Raw genomic sequence first — 20,421 nt, forward strand, 5'->3', positions numbered from 1 at the left:
AAGATAACCGTCAATTTCCCTTGGTAATTAGCGATTACGACAGAATCGCGTGGTAATTAAAGTACGACAAAATCGCTTGGTGTTAACACAGGTTTGGTTAAGTGATTCAATTGAATCTGACAGTTTTTCATATGCTAAAAAGCAGGGAACTATAACTCGTTACTGCCTCTAGATGAGCTAACGTAATTACTCTATAGGTCTGCTTTGAGTGATCCGATACAGTGCTATGCATTTAATGCTATTGGCTAAACTCCATAAATCTGACATACCACATAACTTTTATGTTATTACCAAAACGAGGAACTGTGTAAATATATAGTTTTCTTGTTGTGCTTCCATATTCAAGAAAATAAGCGACGAGCGCAATTTATCTTTCTAAATCTCTCTAGTATTAATAAAAAATTATAGTTGGTAATACATACGTTATTTGTTAAGAATAGATTTATTAATACATGAGCGTGACATCTGCAGAAAGATGCGCGAAGCGCGCAATATAAAATTGTTATACGTCGAACAGGCATCACAGATGATTTTTAATAAATTCATTAGAGTATTCAAAGAAACGAAAGGGATGCCAAAGTTATTCCAGTTTCAGCATATGCTTAACTCAATTACATATTCACTTATGGTATTTTTTGCTTTCTGGCCTTGGCCAAACGGAGAGTATTCGTTGAATGGGCGCAGCCTTACTTACCAAGAATTTTGGTTAACAGGCATGGCACCTAGTTTCCTATTATTTTGCATACTAATCATTGCAATTTGCTTCGCTTCAGTGAATAAACACTGGGCTGGCCGTGTAGGTACTTTTTTATACTGGGCATCTATTATTGCCTTCATGTCTTTCTATTCTTTAACTGGGGTAGTAATAGGTGGGGCATTAATTGCTTTTTGGGCGTACTATGTGTTTTATAGCACCGGGATGAGGCAGTTTTTTGCTCAGTCAAAAGTATAACAAACAAATTATGGCACTAGCTACCGCTCGTTGGGACGCAAAACCTTGGCGTGCGCTCTCGTGACTAATTTTAACCAAACATAGTAGCACATAGTTTTTCGTTATCTACTTAGAGAGAGCCTGAGTTAAATGGATGCATTGAGCAAGCTTCAAGAAAAAAATAAAATCCACTCTAAGCATCAGCGTAATGGTAGCTGGAGCGCAGTTTGGGTGTTTTTACTAATGAGCCCATTATTGTCTAGCTATGGGAGCGAATTTTACTTTTCTGTGATAAAAAACATTCAAATTGAGGCTCCGCACCCATTTATAGTCTTATTTGGCTCGTTATGTTTTGGTTTACCTTTATTAGCTATCGGTGACTGCATTCTTTTCAAGCGCGTTAATAAATTACTTCTTTTAATTATCGCAGAAACTTGGTTCATCTGGTTTTGGGTTGTTAATCCATTATCTTGGTTGGCTTTTTTACCATTAATTCCTGCATTTGTTATATTGCAAATACAACTCCCTCAAATAAGAACAGGTAAGTAAAGGGTATATAACAAGACAGTAAAGTGCGTAAATTAACAGTTTGCTGTTTTCATTGTGTTCAACAGTGTCAGCGAACTATAAATTTATTAATTAGGAGAGAGTTATCCATGGAAGCACTAGAAAGAATCACTGAAAGAGTATGTCGCAACGGTCATCCAGATGACCCGGAGACACCAAGACCATTACTTTCAATTGATGAGTTTTTCGAGGGAAACGATGTAGTAGGAAGCATAGGATGCAATTTAATTGATATTCCGCATCCCAATGAATTTTTCAAAGTATTAAAGGCTATTATCAACCGACCTGATGTAAAGGATATTAGAATCCAAGTGTCTGCTTTTGATGATCCAGATTGGCCATTTTCGGATACAGTGTACATAATGACCTCTGCTTCTGAATCTGAGATAGGTTCATGTTTCCCTGAACACTTAAAACCCGACGAAATTTGGGAGGGCTTTGTTAATCAAGATTACGAGGCTTATGAAATACCCGCTGAAACCCGACCAGTAGCAGTTTGGTGGGATTAATAAGCAATTTATCAAACGTTGATTATGTGCTTAATTATTAGAGCGTAAGATCCCGTTGTATTACTTACAACCTAAATGGGTCGTTAACTGTCAAAAGGATGTTCAAAATTAAAAAGTTAATATTGATTTGTCTTATCTATGCTTTATCGGGGTGTGCTTCTTCTGATGTGGAACCTGTTCCAAAAGGCTGGGTTTTGCTTTCGTTCGATATTGATAGCAATGGAAGCCCAATTAATATCAAAGTTCTTGAGTCAAATCCGTCTATCGTTTTTGATAAAGAAGCTGTTATTGCCTTGGAGAAATGGAAATTCAAACCTAAAGTTGTAAATGGTGTTCCAGTTGCTCAAAAGGAAATGCAAGTCAGATTGGATTTTGAGTTGAATGACGAAAATTAATAATCCAATAAAAGCTCATATTACTCATTCTTTGTTTTAAACAATCACAATAGGCTAAAGCGGGTGCTAATCTTGAAATTGAAAAGGAATTTCTTTTTAAATTCGACAATACTCGTTTCAAGCATATAAATGCTTCACCAGTTAGAAACTATCTAACCTGTCGGGTTAATTTATAAATGAGACTATACATACTCAAATTTATAAAACTTGAATGCTTACCAACCATCCAAATATGTACCTAGTTCTTTACCATTTTCAATATCCTCTTTAGCTAAATAGCTGATACGACTTTGTTCATTTCGCATACTAAATCGATGAAATGAAATACATAAAAGCAAATACATCAACCAGAAAAATAACAGAAACCCTGTGAATAATAAGGCTTTTTCAATGAGATCAAGTCCATCCCTAAAAAACACTATTGGAATACCGATTAATGCAACTAGCCAAGAGATATAAAAGAACGATGCTTTTGCTGCAGTCTTTATAATTGTCGAATTGTAGTATTTCAATGGCAGACCTTTTGATATTTCATAACATGTATAGCTAAAGTTTGGCTGTTATCCTATCAACTCTCATCGAAGTTACAGTACAGACTGTAATAGCCTATCTAACTCTTGCAGTATTCCGCTAGTAGTGCATTAACGTAATCTGCACCAAGCTCTTTTGCTTTTTCCAATTCTGACAAGCGGCTTTTAAATCGCCTAAAGCTTTGAAAGAGTTTGCCATATTAGCGTAAGCGCGCTGCAATGTAATTTCATCCTTCGGGATAATTTCAATTACAGAACCATAATCAGCAATTGCCCCCAGATGATCGCCGTTGTCATCTTTTAATGCTCCTCTATTTAATAATGCGCTAGAAAAGCTTGGTGCAATCTCTATCGCTTTATCATAATCAATCATTGCAGCATTAGAAGCATATAATTCATTCTTTGCTATCGCTCTCGAATAAAGAGCGTCTACGTCTTTGCTATTCACTTTAAGTGTATTTGTCCATTGCGCAATGGCAGCAGAAAGATTGCCTTGATTATAGTAATCAAAACCTTTGTTAAAAAATTCGTCTGCTGTTGTTGCCTCAAATGGCGGAAAAAATTGATTGTTTTTATCGAATGGCGCTCCAAACCCATCAAATTTTGCATCAAACTCGTATCCTCTTTTGTACATATCTAATGTCCAATACACCAAGTTATCTGCAGTTACAGGAAAGGGACTCGTTTTTCCTGATAAATGCCATACACCACTTTCGGTATTAACTGGCTCTAAAACTTTATATCCGTAACTATTTTTCAGAAGTTCAGCCAAATTATTTAATTTGGCTTTACTATCAGAAAGAAAATGAAAATCGAAAGCGAGCATTGAATACGTTGTTAAGCCATTCGACTCCATGCTGAAATAAACAGAATCTGCACTATTAATTTCATCGTTATAATTTTTAGAGAGCTCCGCCCATGTGAAGTATGTGTTTTCCATTGTGATTCCTTTAAATGAAACTAGCGTTGTAACTAGAAAAATTGTCTTAAAATTCACAAAATCCCTGCAAAATTATCTGTCATTTAAAATCTATCATCTTATGTTTAATATCAAAAATCCAAACAAAAAAGCGCGACCCAACTAAGCCGCGCTTTTTGCTATCAATTCACAATTAAAGTGTGTAGCTAAAGGTTAATTTAGCATTACGCTCTTCTCCTGGCATACCGCCTAAGAACATTGCTTTTGAGTAATAGGTTTTGTTAAACAAGTTATTTAAGTTTAACTGTAGTTTCCAATCATCTGTTTGGTATTGAATTGCGGCGTCGTATACCGTGTAGCTTGGTACGTAGCCATCTGGAATACCAAACGAGGTTGAGTTTGTGCTGCGGTCATCAACATACTGTACGCCTGCGCTAATTGTCAGTGGCTCGGCTAAATTAAACCATCTAGCGTCATAGCTTAACCAGCTGCTTGCTGTTACATAAGGCACACCTTTTTGGCGAGTATCGAAAGATGATGAGTTAGGGTTTTTCTTATCGCGGGCGTCTTGATAAACCGCGTTTACGTTAAGTTTCCACTGCTCGTTTAAATCGGCATTTAAATCAAGTTCAACACCTTTGGTTTGCTCTTCACCATCGTAAAAGCTTTTTGGTACTGAGGCATCAGATACACCGGCTTCGTAATCTGGGTTGGCATACTCAAGGTTTGTACGAGCACTATCAAATACCACAAGTGATGCTAGTAGTTGATCGTCAAACGCTTTTACACGCATACCAATGTCGTTACTGACTGACTCGGCGTCATCGCGGTCTGCTTCGTTACCCGACACGCTACCAAGTACGCTGTAGGCAGTTCGACCTTTAGAGTGGTTTACAAAGAACGAAATATCATCGCTCAGTTTGTAGGTTGCACCTAGGTTGTAGGTCATACCGCTGTCTGATGTATCTGCTTCTGGTGTTGGCTCGGCGGCACTAGCACGGTAGCGCGCATCAACACCAAAGTGTTCGTAGCTTTGTTTAATACGGTTAAAGGCAACGCCTACACGGGTTGTGAAAGTGTCGTGAATATAGGCAACATGTTGAATACCTACACCCCAAGCTTGAACTTTTTTGTTGTAATCGCTGGTTTTTAGCGGGTCGTAATCAAAAAAGCTACCTTCGCCCCAGTTCGGGTTACGAATATCAAAAATGTAAGGTAATTGACCTTGGTAAATAACCTCTCCATCTTTGTTTTTAATGACCTTGTCGGCATCGTAAATTGAGTATTGTTTAAAACGAATATCGCGGTCTTCGTAGTTGGCGTTTACTAGTAGTTCGTTATCAATTCCGGCAAAGCTAAAGTCATAACGCAAGTCAGCAAAGTATTGCCATGATTTTTCGTCAGCTTCTACTTGGCGGTACTCTTGGCGACGAGCAGCAAATGGGTAAAGTACGTCATCAACCACTAAAGGAGCGCGTGGATCAGCATTGATCACGCCTCTGCGGTTCCAATAAACATAGTTATAAGCACCCGTTTGGCGGGCAAAGCTTGATTCGTAATTACGGTATTGTAGTTGCTGATTTAAAAATAAATTATCAGTAATGAAGTAGTTATGGGTTAACTTAAAGCGTAGTTCTTCGCCTTCGTTATCATTCGCCATTGGCGAGATAATACCGTTATGACCAAAAGTGTAAGGTGTTAAGCCATCATTTGCTGCCAGTGAATCTGCTAATTGCTGGCGTTGCTGTTCAGTTAGTTGCAGCCCTTGTGCCGTTGCATCGTTAATTAAATCGGCAGCGGTTACTTCACCTGCGATTTTGCCATTCACTGAGTCGCTGTTAAAAATACGAATAGGGTGGCCAATTGAATCAACGGCAATGGCATCTTTGATATAAGCGGCAGAAATCATGATGTCTTGTTTGTCGCTTAATACGTATTTTAACGCGCCATAAATTTCATCCCGGTCGTCTTTTAAGTCGCGGTAGCCATCGCTGCGAGCTGTTTTTGCATTAACGCGATAAGCAAGGTTGTCGGTTAATGCCGATGTGCTATCAAAGCCTAATGAGTAGCTATCCCATTGACCAAGCTCGGCATTAACTGTGTGTTTTTCAGTAAATTGTGGTTTCTTTTCAATAAGGTTGATAACACCGCCTGCGCTACCCATACCATATAAGCCCGTTGCAGGGCCTTTAAGTACTTCAACAGATTCAACATTGGTCATTGAGCGTGTTGGGTTAAAGGTGTTGCCTAGGCCTGCACCGCCGTACATGCCATCGTATGTATAGTTAGCACCTAAACCGCGGATCACTAAGTTATCGCCAATACCGTAGTTGTTACCGGCTTGGGTTACACCACTGATGTTACGCACTAAGTCTTGTAAGTTTGTTGCGCCTTGCGAGTTGATAAGCTCTTGATCAACAACTACAACCGGGGCTGGCGTTTCCATTAGGGTCATATTTGATTTAGTGGCAAGGCCAGATTCAAGTACTACTCGGTTTTGTTTGTCGTATACGGTAATACGTTCAACTGAGTCAAAATCGTTGGCGGTTGCATTGAATGCGCTTAAGCAGGCTAGAGCTAAAATTGAGTATTTATGTGTCGTCATTATAGGTAATTTGTCGAAGTTTTTCGGCAATGATAATGCGAGCTATTTTCATTTCAAGTTTTATTTATCTGTTCTGGGTAATTTCTTTATTTAGATACAAGTTGCTAACAACTGGTTTTATGGTTGGCAATCTTGTTTACGATATCGATACAAAGGAAGGTTGCTGACTTCACTCATGCAAAGCCAACATAATAGCTTATTTAAAAACTTTACCGTCTTTCATAACAAATTGTACATCTTCTAGTACTGCAATGTTTTCAAGCGGGTTGCCTTTAACGGCAATAATATCGGCTAAGAAACCGCTTTTGATTTGGCCAAGTTGATCATCAGCTTTAAGTAGTTTGGCACTATTGATGGTGGCAGACTGCAATGCTTGCAGCGGTGTCATACCAAACTCAACCATACGCGAAAACTGCTTCGCGTTATCGCCATGAGGGTAAATCGCTGCATCGGTACCAAATACCATGTTAACGCCTGCTTTTACTGCACGGCTAAAGCTATCGCGTTGCTTTTTAGACACTTGGCGCTCTTTATTGAGGTTTTCTTCTGCAACTCCGTTTTGTTCGCCAAAGGCAAGGGTGTACTCAGTATTGTAAATATCCATTGAGAACCAAGTACCGTGTTTTTTCGCAAGTTTAATGGCTTCATCATCGACAAAGCTAACGTGCTCAACACTGTCTACACCAGCAATAATGGCTGCTTTAATACCACTGGTACCGTGCGCATGGGCTGCAACGGTGAGGCCACGTAAATGAGCTTCGTCAACAATGGCGTTCATTTCGTCTTGGCTATATTGTTGAATACCGACTTTTGTGCCTTTTGAGAATACCCCGCCTGTTGCACAAAACTTAATGGCATTGGCACCGTACTTAATGTTTTCACGTACTTTAGCGCGCACGGCCCATGGGCCATCAGCAACGCCTTCGGCGGTGTATTTCATTTCTGGTGGTAAACGGTTGTTATCGCAGTGACCGCCAGTAACACCTAATGACGGGCCTGCAGCCCAAATACGTGGGCCAACAATGTCGCCTGCGTTAATGCCATCTCGTACTGCAATCACGCTGTAGCCTTCTGCGCCTAAGTTACGCAGCGTTGTAAAACCCGCATACAGTGTTTTTTCGGCAAAATGCGCCGCTTTAATTGCTTTGCGCGGAATCGATTGACCAATTCGCTCACTGCGCGGCACGGTAGGGTCGCTCGTTAAATGCACATGCATATCCATTAAACCTGGCACCAGAGTCAGTTCTAGTAATTGAATGTGCTTATCGCCATCTTTTAAGCTAGGCTGTTTATTACTTTGTACAGCTGTAATTTGACCGTTATCTATACTAATAAGTGGTAATTTAATCAGTTTACCTGAATTTACATCTACCATGGCTTTTGCCGATAAGTAGGTTGTTGCGTAGGTATTTAAAGAGGTTAGGCAAGCAAGGCCTAAGCTAATAGCAAGAGCTGTCTTTTTCATTTTTATTCAAAATTGGTAAGTCGAGCCGCCACTCTAGCAATCAGCTTACAAAGTGTAAATAAACTGCGATAAGTTGCAGCGATACTTGCTAAATAGGGAACTAAACCCTCATAATTTACGCGTACTTAATATAAGGGCAGGGAAAGAATGAAAAACGTAAAACTAGCACTACTTAGTTCAGCGGTGATGTTTGCATTACTTGGTTGTAATGAATCAACGCCAAGCAACGAAAAACCAACTCAAGAAGTAAGCAAACAAGCACCAAGCGCAACGTCAGCCACAGAGCAACTTGATACATTACTAGCAGACTACTTTGAAGTAGGCTTAAAGTTTAATCCAATTGGTGGTACTTACATTGGCCGTAGCGAATATAACGACCAATTTATTGCACCTATTAGTAAAGCAAACCGCGATGAGCAGCTTAACTTTGTTAAAGAATACAAAAACAAACTAGCAAATATCGACAAGGCGCAATTAAAAGGTCAATCATTATTGAGCTACGAAATTCTAGCCCGCGATTTAGACCTTGCGATTGAAGGCGCTCAGTTTCCAAGTTACTTAATGCCAATTAACCAAATGGGCGGGGCGCACAATACCTTTGCTGCGTTAGGTTCTGGGCAAAGTGCACAGCCTTTTAACACGGTTGAAGATTATCAAGCATTTGAAAAACGTGCTGATGGTTTCATCGCGTGGTTAGACAGTGTTGAGCAATCAATGCGCCAAGGCATGAAAGACAAAGTGGTTCTTCCTAAGCCGCTTGCTGAAAAATTATTACCGCAATTTCAAACTCATATCGTAGAAAAACCAGAAGAGTCATTATTCTGGGGGCCAATTGCTCAGTTACCTGAGTCTTTCAGCGACAAGCAAAAAGCACAGCTAACAAGCGCGTACACGGCGATGATCAGCGAGCGTTTAGTGCCTGCGTATCAAAAAATGGCTGACTTTTTAGCGAATGAATACATTCCAAATGCCCGTGAAAGCATTGGTTACAGCGACCTGCCAAATGGTAAAGCATGGTATGAGTATCAAATTAAACAGCATACTACGCTGAGCCTAAACGCCGATGAAATTCATGACATTGGCTTAAGCGAAGTATCGCGCATTTTATCTGAGATGAAAAAAGTCAAAGAGACAGTCGGTTTTGAAGGCGATTTAAAAGCGTTTTTTGAACACCTAAGAACCTCAGATGAGTTTTACTACGATACGCCTGAAGAGCTAATTGCTGCGTACGAAGCAGTAAAAGAAAAGATTGATGCTAAGCTGCCGCAAATGTTCGATATTGCGCCAAAAGCGCCATACGTTGTAAAAGCAGTTGAAGATTTCCGCGCTGAATCTGCTGCGGGTGCATCTTACCAATCGCCAGCGCCAGATGGCTCACGCCCAGGTATTTTCTATATCAATACCTTTAATCTAAAAGCGCAGCCTAAGTTTTTACTTGAAACCTTGTCTATTCACGAAGCCGCGCCGGGTCATCACTTTCAAATTGCCTTGCAGCAAGAAATTGAAGGATTACCGCTGTTCCGTAAATTCGGTGGCTACACGGTATTTGCAGAAGGTTGGGCATTGTATGCAGAAAGCTTAGGTAAAGAGCTTGGCTTATTTACCGACCCTTACATGTGGTACGGCCGTTTATCAGATGAGCAATTACGTGCAATGCGCTTAGTGCTTGATACTGGTTTCCACGCAAAAGGTTGGACACGTCAACAAGGTATTGATTACATGTTGGCTAACTCATCAATGGCCGAAAGCGACATTATTGCCGAAGTTGAGCGTTACATTGCATGGCCGGGCCAAGCGCTGTCGTACAAGTTAGGTCAGTTCAAAATTCAAGAACTACGTGACTTCGCGAGCAAAGAGCTAGGCGATAAGTTCGACATTAAAGCCTTCCATACGCAAGTTCTGATTGATGGCGCATTACCTATGCCAATTCTTGAAGAGAAAATTAAGCGTTGGGTTAACGAGCAAAAATAGCACCTTTGCGCGCATGCTGGCTTTACGCTAGAATGCGCGCTGTTTAGGGGCTTTGAGTAATACCATGTTAGAAGATCAATTTTGGCTTAAGCGCTCGCTTGAGCAAATGTCACAACCCGAATGGGAAGCCATTTGTGACGGCTGTGGTAAATGTTGTTTAAACACATTTATCGACAGTGAAGACGAAGATGAATTTACCGCAACGGATCAACTTCGCGAGGGTGAAGAACTGATCTTCACTAATATTGTTTGCCAATACCTAGACAACGACACCTGTGGGTGCAGCGAATATGCGAACCGCCAAACCTTGGTGCCTTCATGTGTAAAGCTCACTAAAGAAAACCTCAAAGATATCTTTTTTATGCCGCAAAGCTGTAGCTACCGCCGCCTTTACGAAGGCCGTGGCCTTGCGTCTTGGCACCCGCTACTGAACGGTGGCAGTAAAGATATGATGCATGAGCTGGGTATTTCTGTGCGTGACAAAACAGTGAAAGACTGTGATGTAGACCTTGATGACTTTGATCTGTACGTGGCCGAATGGCCAACCAGAGACATTGATTAATGAGCACACTTAAAGCAAGCATTGGCTTGTTAAACCCAAAAAGCCCAACGAATGTGGGTGGGGTATTACGTGCCGCGGGTTGTTACAATGCTAAGCAGGTGTTTTTTACTGGTAGCCGCTATTTACGTGCTAATAAGTATCACACCGATACCAAAAATGTGCTTGAACATATTCCGCTCACGCAAGTTGAAAGCCTAGAGCAAGCAAAGCCTGAGGGTGCCACAACGGTGGTGATTGAGCTTGTTGAAGGTGCAACGCCGCTGCCTGAATTTAAGCACCCTGAAAACGCATTTTATGTGTTTGGCCCTGAAGATGGCTCGGTCAGTAAAGACGTGCTGAAATGGTGTGATGAAGTAGTGTATGTGCCAACCATAGGCTGTATGAACCTAGCCGCAACCTGCAATGTGGTGCTATACGACCGACTTGCCAAACTCGGTGGTATTGAGAGTTCAAACGACACCATTTGTAATAGCCGTGACACCAACAACTCACTAAAATGGCAACAAAAAAAGAGCGCTAAATAGCGCTCTTTTTAGATTCAAATTCAAAAGCTACTTTTTAGTAATTTGTATGTTACTTTCAAGGCCAATGCCGTTGTCGGTAATGTCTGTGGCAAAATAAACACCGACAGGCTGGTCGCGAAGGGAATCAAGCTCAGCCATTTCTTCATCACTTAATTGACCCGTTGATGCAATCGTATCAAGTAAAGGTAATAAGATTTTTTGTACGTCGAATGCCATGTTCACAAAGCCATTTTTAGTAACACTTTGCGACTCTAAGGTTTCGGCGATTTGTGCAGATTTATCACCCGTAAAAATCACAATATGATTGCCTTTCAGCGCCATTTTAATATCAAAGTTAAGTGGCACAGGCGATGGAATGTATTCATTGATCAACACTGCATCACCATTAGCTGGTAGCTTTATATTAGCAAGTGGCGGTACAAAACCTTGCGCAATTGAATACAAGCCATGGGCATCGGTCGCCGATAGAGTAACAATGGCATCAAGCTTATCAATTTGTGGGCCGTTGTAGTCATCAATGGTCAATGCAGCATCTTGAACGCTTACACTCATGCCTTGTACGCCATTTGCAAAACCCGACACCATAGCAAGACCAGCGGTGCTCACTTCTTGCATTTCATTTTGTAATGCGACAATTGGGCCACAGTTAAACTCAGCTGATTTAATTGCACCCGTTAATGTGTTGGCAAGCGGGAGGACTTTTGCTACATCAATACCATAAGCAACACTCATCATTTGCCCGTCAAGCCCAGTGGTATGTTTTGGTACAAAGCCACGTACGGCTTGAAGAGTATTAAGTAAGTCTTGATCTGTGCTTTGCAGTACTGCTTTTACGTCAAAGTCAGCGTAGTCGGCTGTAATACGTGTTTTTGTTGTGCCTGATACAGTCGCAGGCCATTTAGCGGCAATGGCAGCAATATCATCTTGGCACTCAGGAGTTGAAATCATTGCTAACGCATTTGCTTGCTGGGCTTTATCAAGTAGCTCTTTGAGCATCTGGTGTAAGCGAGAGTCTTCTTTGCCTGTTACAGCATTGGCGATACGTTGATGATCAACAAAGCCAACCGAGTTGCCATCAAGTGAGAAAGTTTTAATAAGCTCAGGCAGTTTTTTAGTCTCAGCCAGTGATTGAGCCGGTTTTTCTACGCCAAGGGCAATACGTAAATCTTGTTCATTAGAAAGCGCAGTGGTCAGCGTTAAGGTAGCCCAATTGTTGTGAGTTGATGCAATTAGGTTGAAGTTATCTAAGCCTTCAAGCTCAATGGCAAAGCGTGTGTAGCTTACGCCTTCAAGGCTTTCAGTTGTATACGCAATACCGGCTTCATCAGCAGATTGTTTAATGCTATTGATAATGCTGCTTTGATCAGCGACCTGAAAGCGCACAATCGGCATTAAACCTTGTGCGTACATCATGCCTTTGTAGTCATCACCAAAGCCCCAAATCGATTTGAAGGCATCGTAAGAGCTCAGTGATTGTTGGTATTTTTCCATCAGTGATGCAAGGAATAGGGCATTCTTATCATCAACAGTTTTAAGCTCAGCAATGATGGGCGTTAAATCGCTAGTACCTTTCATTGCATCTGGCATAAGCGCAAAATACTTGCTATACGGAAAGGGTTTAAGTTGACCATAAAAAACTGCCGTATCGGCAGGTACGTAGGCTAGCTCTGGTAAATCTACATCAACACTGGCTTTATTTTGTGAGTACAACAACGCACCTGCAACAATGGCAATCGCGCCCCCAGCAAGAAGCTTATTATTCATAGGATGAATTCCTTTTTCTTTAATTAGTTAAAAAACATACCATGAAATTTAAGCACTCTCCACTAGAGTGCTTAATAGATTTGTAAGCAATTATGAGCTGTTATAAAAGATCTTCGGCGCTAGGTAATGATGCAAATGCACCATAACGGCTTACAGCAAAAGCGCCGGCCTTCGCTGCGTAAGCAATGGTTTGTTCGATATTATCTGGAGTTTGACAAAACGCTTTAAAGCTTTGTTTGTTTTCACAGTGCTGACCAATCTTTGACAGCATGCCGCCAATGAACGCATCGCCTGCGGCTGTGGTATCAACCACTTTTGTAGCTGGTGGGCTAACTTGGCCTTTAAAGTCTGCGTGGTAAAAGCTGATTGCTTCGCCGCCATTAGTAACTAGCAAACAGGTTACACCCGCCTTTAAAATGGCATCAATAGTATGCTCAAGTGGCATTTCTTGATGGCTTTTTTGATTTAAAAACTCAAGCTCTTCAAATGACAGTTTCACGATATCTGAAAGTGATATAACGTGCCACATTCTATCAAGCGTATGGCGCATACTTGGCCAAAGGTTTTCGCGCAGATTCATATCAAAGCTACAAATTGCACCGGCTTTTTTCGCCTGAGTTAAACCATAAATTGTGGTTTGATAGATGTTGTGCTCAGTTAAACTGTTGCTGCATACATGCATGATGGCGTGATTTGCAAACATTGCATGGTCAAAGTCGTCCACTCGATACAGTAAATCTGCGGCTGGTGGGCGATAAAAGCTAAATGAGCGTTCGCCACTGTCATCAAGTGATACAAACGCCAATGCTGTTTTAGCCGCATCGGTGAATGTACAGTACTGGGTGTTTACTGCATGCTGGTCAAGCTCTTGTTTAATAAAGTGACCGAACATATCATCGCCTAACATACCGCAAAAACTGGTGTTTAGGCCTAGTTTTGCTGCTGCAACAGCGACATTAGCTGGTGCGCCACCTGCGTATTTGGTAAATGATTCTGGTTGTTTACCATCAGATAAAAAGTCGATTAATGCTTCGCCAAAACACACTAAACTCATTATGCATTCCTCAAGGTTAAGGTTCTTAATACTTCGTAGCAGGCACCCATAGTATGGTAGTCGGTTTTGCCTGCTGGCGATTTTTCGTCACTGTATGGTTGGTTTTGTGCTGATAAAATGCGATACCACGCACCATATTGGTGATCTACCATATGTTGCCAACTGTACTGCCAAATTTTTTCGTACCACTGCCAATAGCTTTCGTCATTTGTGGCATCAGCGAGTAGGGCTGCTGCGGCTAATGATTCGGCCTGCACCCAAAAGTATTTATCGCTATCACAAATTTGTTTATTTGGTGCAAAGCCATAGAAAATGCCCCCATGTTGCTGATCCCACGCGATGCTCAGGGTTTCATCAAACAGGCTTTTAGCGCGCGTTACCAGCCAAGGTTCATCAATATGGCGGTTTAAAATAAGTAATAGTTTTGCCCACTCAGTTTGATGACCTGGTTGAAATCCCCAAGGTCTAAATAAATGCTGCGGGTCATCTTTGTTGTAATCTAAATCGATTTGCCAATTTTTAGAATAGTGCTCCCACACCAACTGCTGGCTGTGGGCTGCCAGTTTTACGGTAAAAGTTTCGGCAAGTTGTTTAGCGCGTTTTAAATAACGGGTCTCGTTAGTTGCTTCAAAACACATGAGTAAGGCTTCGCATAAATGCATATTGGCATTTTGGCCGCGATAGTCATCTGCACAGCTAAAATCGGCATTTTGCTCATCTAAATAGGCATTATGCTGTGGTTCAAAGTAGTGCTGCTCTAATAAATCCCATACCTGTGAAATAGTTTTTTTGCAGTCGTTCACCCCTGCTTTTAAAGCAACCGCGTTTGCAAGCATAACAAAGGCAAGCCCATAGCAATGGTTGGTGTCGTCTAACACTGTTACTGTGCCGTTATCATCTTGCTCAATAAGCCAAGCATAACCACCAGATGCTTGTTTATGCGCATGTTCAAGGTGGGCTAAACCATGTTTAGTGAGGCTTAAATATTCTGGATCTTTAAACTCGATATACGCCATCGCGTAATTAAAAACAAAGCGGGTGCTCGACACTAAATGCCGAGTGTGTTTTTCGTAAACCGCGCCATTATTTTTAAAGAATTGATAAAAGCCCGCTAAGCCATGGGCTGAATGATCAACACAATGGGGGTGATAAAAAGCAAGAGTATCTTGGATATGCTGCTTAAGAAAATCAGGGCTTTTAAAGTTAACTGTGGCCATGCGTTATTAATAAATCTGTGTTCATCTTGCAACTATAGCAGGAAATAAAATTATTGGAACGTTCCTAGTAAATCTTTGTGCTATTTTTACTTCAATGTGTAGAATCAAAGGTAACTTGTTAACGGAGTGAAAACCACGTGAGTGAAATAAATACAAACCAATCGTTTGTCGCCGATGGTTCGCAGCAAAATAAAAACTACCTGCTACCACTGACAGCAATGACAACCCTGTTCTTTTTATGGGGTTTCATTACAGTTTTAAATGACGTGTTGATCCCGCGCTTAAAAGGGGTGTTCGATTTAACCTACACAGAGGCAATGCTGGTTCAGTTTTGTTTCTTTGGCGCTTACTTTATTGTTTCGCTACCTGCGGGTATGTTGGTTAAAAAAATGGGCTACAAAAATGGCGTACTAACCGGCTTAGTCGTAGCATCAATTGGCTGTATGTTATTTTACCCAGCAGTTGTTGTGCATGAGTACTGGTTATTCTTAGGTGCGTTATTTGTTCTAGCAGCAGGTATTACCGTATTACAGGTATCTGCTAACCCGTATGTTGTGGCGTTAGGTCCTGAAAAAACGGCGTCGTCACGTTTAAATTTAGCACAAGCACTTAACTCACTAGGTACCACAGTTGGTCCATATGTGGGTGGTATTTTATTCTTTGGTACAGCAGGCACATTAGCTGCAAACGCAGCAACTGCAGAATCTGTAAAAGTGCCTTACCTTATGCTTGCAGCAGCACTACTGACCATTGCTGTAGTATTTGCCTTCTTTAAATTACCTGTGATTGCAGAGCATACAGAAGAGCAAGACTGTAAAGCGAAAGGCCACAGCCTTGCCGAAGCACCTCATTTAATGATGGGTGTTGTAGGTATCTTCTGTTACGTAGGTGCAGAGGTTTCAATTGGTAGCTTCTTAGTAAACTATTTTGGCGAAGAACACATCGCTGGCCTTGAAGAGCATGCGGCTGCAAGCCTAATTGCTTATTACTGGGGCGGTGCAATGGTGGGTCGTTTCATTGGCTCTGCAGCACTTCAAAAGATTGCGCCTTCAAAAGCGTTATTCTTTAATGCCATGATGGTTATTGTATTGCTGTTAGTGACTATTTTCACTGAAGGTGATGTGGCGCTTTACTCTGTACTTGCGATTGGTTTATTTAACTCAATTATGTTCCCGACTATTTTCTCTGTTGCTATTGAAGGTTTAGGCTCACTAACTAGTAAAGGTTCGGGTTGGTTATGTTTAGCAATCGTTGGTGGTGCCTTAGTACCATTAGTACAAGGTGTAGTCGCTGATACAGTAAACATCCAACAAAGCTTCTTCGTACCAGTGATTTGTTATGCATTTATCGCTTGGTATGGCTTAAATGTTGTACGTTTAGCTGATAGCTGGAAAAAACGCATCGGCTAAAAATAACAATTAATAAAAACCCCGCACTGAGTTGCGGGGTTTTTTTGTGCCATTTTTTTGCTAAAGCGAACAAAACTAGATGACAAAATGATTTAATGAATACGTATTCAGGGGCGCTTTAAGTAATAATTTATGGGAACGTTCCAATTTGGTTTTTGCTGCTTTTTTATTAATGTGACTTAAGAAGTGGAATTGGCTGCCGTTAACAAAGTAATTGATTTTCAAAGAAAGCATACTTTAATAAAAGGAACGTTTTTCTAGTTTTAGCTTAATTTTATAAGACAAAGAGCTTTAAATTTGTTAAATATAATGAGGCTAACAACGAAAAAAATAACAAACAGGTTTGTCATGCAAAGCACTCTTAAATTTACCACCAAGGTAACTGTGGCTGCATCACTGGTTTTAGTGATAGTGCTCGGTTTATTCACCATTAATAACTTCATCTCTATGCGCAGCCAAACGCAGGAGCAGCTTTCGCTCGTTCTTCAAGAGATTTCTCAGTCAGTGTCGCAAAACATAGCTAACTGGTTAAATGCTAAATTAGCGATTGTTTCGTCAGTTGCTGATACCTATCAACTTGGTGATAGCAAAGAGCTTACACTTACGCAGCTGAACACAGCCGACAAAGCGGGGAGTTTTAAGAATACCTATATTGGTATCACGGATGGCACCTTTGTATTGAATGACCAATCTGTTGTCTTACCGCCAGACTACGATGCAACAACACGCCCGTGGTACAAGCTTGTTGAAAACAAAACAAACACTGCCTTTACTGCTCCTTATATTGACGTAACCACCAATGAACTGACTATTTCAGCTGTAGCGCCTATGCAAGCTAACGGTGTGTTTAGCGGGGTTGCAGGTGCCGACATCGACATGAAAACCATTACTAAAATCGTCAACGAAATTGACTTTTTAGGCTTTGGTTATGGCTTTTTACTAGATAGTGAAGGGCGCATTTTAAGCCACCCAGAAACTAAATTTAACGACAAAAACATGAGTGACTTATTTGGTAAAAGCTTGTCGTTACAATCTGAGTTTGTTGAAGTACAGGTAGGTGGCTTAGATAAATTGGTATCGTTTACCAAAATCAAAGGAATTCAAAACGTTGATTGGTATTTAGGTGTGGTGATCAACGAAGAAATTGCTTACTCATCAGTTGCCTCATTTAGAAATATGGCGGCTATTTACATGCTAATGGGTATAGTGGCGATTGTATTAATGATGCAGTTTTTACTTCGCTATTTAATGCGTCCAATGCAGCGCTTAAACGATGCAATTAAAGATATTGCCCAAGGTGAGGGGGATTTAACTCGCCGTCTTGAGGTTGAAAACAATGACGAGTTTGGCGAGTTAAGCCATTACTTTAATGCGTTCATCGAGAAAATTCATACATCAATCGAGCAAGTTAAAAATACCACCGTTGAGCTTGAACGCTTAGTTGAGAGTTTAGTTAACCAAACTCAAGGCACGCTCGACATGTATGCTGACCAAACAAAACGTACTGATAACGTGGCAACGGCAATCAATGAACTGACATCGAGTGCGGTAGAAATCTCAAATAGTGCAAGTAATGCGTCAACGTTAGCAACCAGTGCTAACAGCCAATCGTTACAAAGCCAATCTGCATTAGCTGACAACTTATCCGCGATTAATGCTTTATCTCGTAATATGGAGCAGGCGCAAAAAACCATTAATAGTTTAGATGCACACACTGTAAGCATTGGCCAAGTGCTTGAAGTGATCAAAGGTGTGAGTGAACAAACTAACTTGCTCGCTCTTAATGCGGCGATAGAGGCGGCCCGTGCCGGTGAAGCAGGTCGTGGTTTTGCGGTTGTAGCTGACGAAGTACGCCAACTTGCGCACCGTACACAACAATCAACACAAGAAATCGAAGACACCATTTCTCAGTTACAACAAGGTTCTGCGACTGCCGTTGAAGTTATGACGGCCAGTATTCGCGACAGTGAAAAGAGTGTTGAGCAAGCTCATGTAGCAGGCGATAAAATGGCTGAGGTAACCCGTGCCATTGAGTCAATCGATGAGGTGAACCACAGTGTTGCTAATGCCACGACTGAGCAAAACCAAGTGATTCAAAGCCTAGACAGTGATATACACTCAATTAGTGAGCTTTCAAATCAAGGTCAAAGCAATCTTAATAATACATTGAATGAGTGCACTAAATTGAAAGCCCAGTTCTATGAGCTTGAGCAATTGGTACTTAAATTTAAAGTTTAGTTGTTAAGAGACTGCAATTTTGGATCAAAATTGGCTTAATGCCATTACGTTAAACAGTGTCGACACGGCGGATAAACAGCGTCGTGCCTTCACGTTATTTGCCATGGCTTTTTTTGCCATCGTATTAATCACTTCGTTAGTGTTATCTAACTATCAAATTTACGCCTTACCGCTCACTATTATGTTAGTGGTGAGCGATATAACTATTGTGCTGTGCATGCTCTATTACTTTCGCACTGGTGCTTTAGTCTCTGTAAGCTGCATTATTTTATCGATTATTTTGCTTCTCTGTGTGGCCTTGGTGTACACCGGCGGCAAAGAAAACACCGCTTTATATTGGCTCATGTTTTACCCTATTGTGGCTTATGTCACTTTAGGGTTAAAAGTGGGCAGTGTGTTGGTTGGTATTATGTACGCTAGTGCAGTTGCACTGCTGTTCAGCCCCAACTTTGGGCAAGCGCATTACGGGCAAGTTGAAACCTCACGGTTTTTAGCCTCTTTCACTATGGTAATTTTGTTTTCTGGGATCAGTGAATACTTTAGGCAAAAAAGCCATCAAAAAATTGCTGATATTACCTTAATAGAAAAACGCGATGCATTAACAGACCCACTAACAGGCCTTGCCAATCGTCGTTACATTTATGAGCATATTCAGCCGCGCCTTGAAGCTGAAGCGGCTAATTATTTACCTATGTCGGTATTATTAATTGATTTAGATAACTTTAAATCACTTAACGATACTTATGGTCATGACTTTGGCGATCAGGCATTAATAGCCTTTACCTCTATGCTGCACGATAAATTACGTGGCACAGATATAAAAGCCCGTTATGGCGGCGAAGAGTTTATTATTTTGCTGCCAAAAGCCGGGCTTAACATTGCCCATGCGGTGGCTGAAAAACTGCGTAGTTATGTCGCCGAAAAACAGATCCCTTATGATGTTGGGCAGTCTGTAACCATTACCTGTAGTATTGGCATTGCCAGCCTAGAACGTGGTAGCCAATTTAGTAAAGCGATTAAACAAGCCGACGACAACCTCTATAAAGCCAAAGCGAAAGGGCGTAATGTAGTGGTCTCTGATTTAACTGAGATAAGCTAAATGGCCAAGCTAATTTATGTATACGACCCAATGTGTAGTTGGTGCTGGGGCTACAGAGAAACCTGGTTAAAACTAAAAGCTGCCCTTGACGATAAACTGGCTATTGAATATAAAGTGGGTGGCCTTGCGCCTGATTCAGATGAGCTAATGCCAATAGATATGCAGCAGTTTTTACAGCAAACATGGCAACGTATAGAACAGCAGCTTGGCACTCCATTTAATCATGAGTTTTGGCATACCGCGCAACCACGTCGCTCTACTTACCCTGCATGCCGTGCTGTGCTTGTTGCAAGGCAGCACAATAAAGAATGTGAAATGCTTTACGCCATTCAAAAAGCCTACTACTTAAATGCACAAAATCCATCTGACATCAGCACTCTTGCAAGCCTTGCTGAGCAAATAGGGTTAGAAAAAAACGCATTTATAAACGAAATTGAAAGTGAAAAAATAAATTCATTACTCATGGCCGAAATAAACCAAGCCAGAAGCTTACCTATTCAAGGATTTCCATCTTTAGTCCTTGAAAATAAAGGGCTATACACTGCTATCCCGGTTAATTATCAAGACTGGCAAAGCACTTATCAGCAAATAACATCTCATATTTAGTTCCCGAAACCCTCCAACTTTTGCCTTATCTTTGCGCAATATAAACTAATTGTTAC

The 20,421-nt window shown here is 41.1% G+C and carries 18 protein-coding genes; 11 read left to right on the plus strand and 7 right to left on the minus strand.

Going from position 1 to position 20,421, the window contains the following annotated elements; translation table 11 throughout:
- Positions 1-526 precede the first annotated feature (526 nt).
- The 4 genes from AN394_RS11920 to AN394_RS11935 all read left to right on the plus strand — a co-directional run bounded on the left by AN394_RS11920 (position 527) and on the right by AN394_RS11935 (position 2,402).
- Complete coding sequence (locus AN394_RS11920) at positions 527-952, plus strand: hypothetical protein (RefSeq protein ID WP_055021621.1); 426 nt, start codon at positions 527-529, stop codon at positions 950-952.
- 129 nt (positions 953-1,081) lie between these two features.
- Positions 1,082-1,480: a hypothetical protein gene (locus AN394_RS11925; protein ID WP_055021622.1), complete on the plus strand. Its 399-nt coding sequence runs from the start codon at positions 1,082-1,084 to the stop codon at positions 1,478-1,480.
- Between the two features lie 107 nt (positions 1,481-1,587).
- A complete protein-coding gene (locus AN394_RS22130; protein WP_055021623.1) occupies positions 1,588-2,007 on the plus strand; it encodes a hypothetical protein in 420 nt (139 codons plus the stop codon).
- 98 nt (positions 2,008-2,105) lie between these two features.
- A complete protein-coding gene (locus AN394_RS11935; protein ID WP_055021624.1) occupies positions 2,106-2,402 on the plus strand; it encodes an energy transducer TonB in 297 nt (98 codons plus the stop codon).
- Positions 2,403-2,617: 215 nt separating this feature from the next.
- On the opposite strand, the gene AN394_RS11940 is transcribed toward AN394_RS11935, so the two are convergent.
- The 4 genes from AN394_RS11940 to AN394_RS11955 all read right to left on the minus strand — a co-directional run bounded on the left by AN394_RS11940 (position 2,618) and on the right by AN394_RS11955 (position 7,921).
- On the minus strand, positions 2,618-2,914 hold the full coding sequence (locus AN394_RS11940) for a hypothetical protein (RefSeq protein WP_055021625.1): 297 nt from the start codon (positions 2,912-2,914) through the stop codon (positions 2,618-2,620).
- Positions 2,915-3,032: 118 nt separating this feature from the next.
- Positions 3,033-3,872 (minus strand): ribonuclease E inhibitor RraB, encoded by an 840-nt coding sequence (locus AN394_RS11945; protein WP_055021626.1) that lies wholly within the window; start codon positions 3,870-3,872, stop codon positions 3,033-3,035.
- 172 nt (positions 3,873-4,044) lie between these two features.
- Complete coding sequence (locus tag AN394_RS11950; RefSeq protein WP_055021627.1) at positions 4,045-6,456, minus strand: TonB-dependent siderophore receptor; 2,412 nt, start codon at positions 6,454-6,456, stop codon at positions 4,045-4,047.
- Between the two features lie 196 nt (positions 6,457-6,652).
- Positions 6,653-7,921: an amidohydrolase family protein gene (locus AN394_RS11955; protein ID WP_055021628.1), complete on the minus strand. Its 1,269-nt coding sequence runs from the start codon at positions 7,919-7,921 to the stop codon at positions 6,653-6,655.
- 147 nt (positions 7,922-8,068) lie between these two features.
- Between AN394_RS11955 and AN394_RS11960 the strand changes: the two genes are divergently transcribed.
- From AN394_RS11960 to AN394_RS11970, 3 genes are all read left to right on the plus strand, one after another.
- Positions 8,069-9,892 carry a DUF885 family protein gene (locus AN394_RS11960; RefSeq protein ID WP_055021629.1) on the plus strand — a complete coding sequence of 608 codons (1,824 nt, stop codon included), beginning with the start codon at positions 8,069-8,071 and terminating at the stop codon, positions 9,890-9,892.
- 64 nt (positions 9,893-9,956) lie between these two features.
- Positions 9,957-10,454, plus strand: a complete 498-nt coding sequence (locus AN394_RS11965) for a YcgN family cysteine cluster protein (protein WP_054552059.1) — start codon at positions 9,957-9,959, stop codon at positions 10,452-10,454.
- The gene (locus tag AN394_RS11970; protein ID WP_054563794.1) at positions 10,454-10,978 is read left to right on the plus strand and encodes an RNA methyltransferase; all 525 of its coding nucleotides are present in this window, start codon (positions 10,454-10,456) and stop codon (positions 10,976-10,978) included. Before AN394_RS11965 ends, AN394_RS11970 begins: the two co-directional genes overlap by 1 nt.
- Before the next feature lie 27 nt (positions 10,979-11,005).
- Here the strand turns inward: AN394_RS11970 and AN394_RS11975 are convergent, their stop codons facing one another.
- From AN394_RS11975 to AN394_RS11985, 3 genes are all read right to left on the minus strand, one after another.
- On the minus strand, positions 11,006-12,742 hold the full coding sequence (locus tag AN394_RS11975; RefSeq protein WP_055021630.1) for a hypothetical protein: 1,737 nt from the start codon (positions 12,740-12,742) through the stop codon (positions 11,006-11,008).
- Between the two features lie 100 nt (positions 12,743-12,842).
- The gene (locus tag AN394_RS11980; RefSeq protein WP_054563796.1) at positions 12,843-13,796 is read right to left on the minus strand and encodes a carbohydrate kinase; all 954 of its coding nucleotides are present in this window, start codon (positions 13,794-13,796) and stop codon (positions 12,843-12,845) included.
- Positions 13,796-15,013 (minus strand): AGE family epimerase/isomerase, encoded by a 1,218-nt coding sequence (locus tag AN394_RS11985; RefSeq protein ID WP_055021631.1) that lies wholly within the window; start codon positions 15,011-15,013, stop codon positions 13,796-13,798. The genes AN394_RS11980 and AN394_RS11985 overlap by 1 nt, the downstream gene beginning before the upstream one ends.
- 137 nt (positions 15,014-15,150) lie before the next feature.
- Here AN394_RS11985 and fucP point away from each other — a divergent pair, with 137 nt between their 5' ends.
- The 4 genes from fucP to AN394_RS12005 all read left to right on the plus strand — a co-directional run bounded on the left by fucP (position 15,151) and on the right by AN394_RS12005 (position 20,365).
- Positions 15,151-16,422 (plus strand): L-fucose:H+ symporter permease, encoded by a 1,272-nt coding sequence (gene fucP, locus AN394_RS11990; RefSeq protein WP_055021632.1) that lies wholly within the window; start codon positions 15,151-15,153, stop codon positions 16,420-16,422.
- A gap of 348 nt (positions 16,423-16,770) precedes the next feature.
- A complete protein-coding gene (locus AN394_RS11995) occupies positions 16,771-18,660 on the plus strand; it encodes a methyl-accepting chemotaxis protein (protein ID WP_054563799.1) in 1,890 nt (629 codons plus the stop codon).
- Between the two features lie 19 nt (positions 18,661-18,679).
- Positions 18,680-19,759, plus strand: coding sequence for a diguanylate cyclase (locus AN394_RS12000; protein ID WP_235575516.1), 1,080 nt, complete (start codon positions 18,680-18,682; stop codon positions 19,757-19,759).
- Complete coding sequence (locus AN394_RS12005; RefSeq protein ID WP_054563801.1) at positions 19,760-20,365, plus strand: DsbA family protein; 606 nt, start codon at positions 19,760-19,762, stop codon at positions 20,363-20,365.
- Positions 20,366-20,421 lie beyond the last annotated feature (56 nt).

This window comes from Pseudoalteromonas sp. P1-26 (assembly GCF_001401795.1).
GTDB lineage: Bacteria > Pseudomonadota > Gammaproteobacteria > Enterobacterales > Alteromonadaceae > Pseudoalteromonas.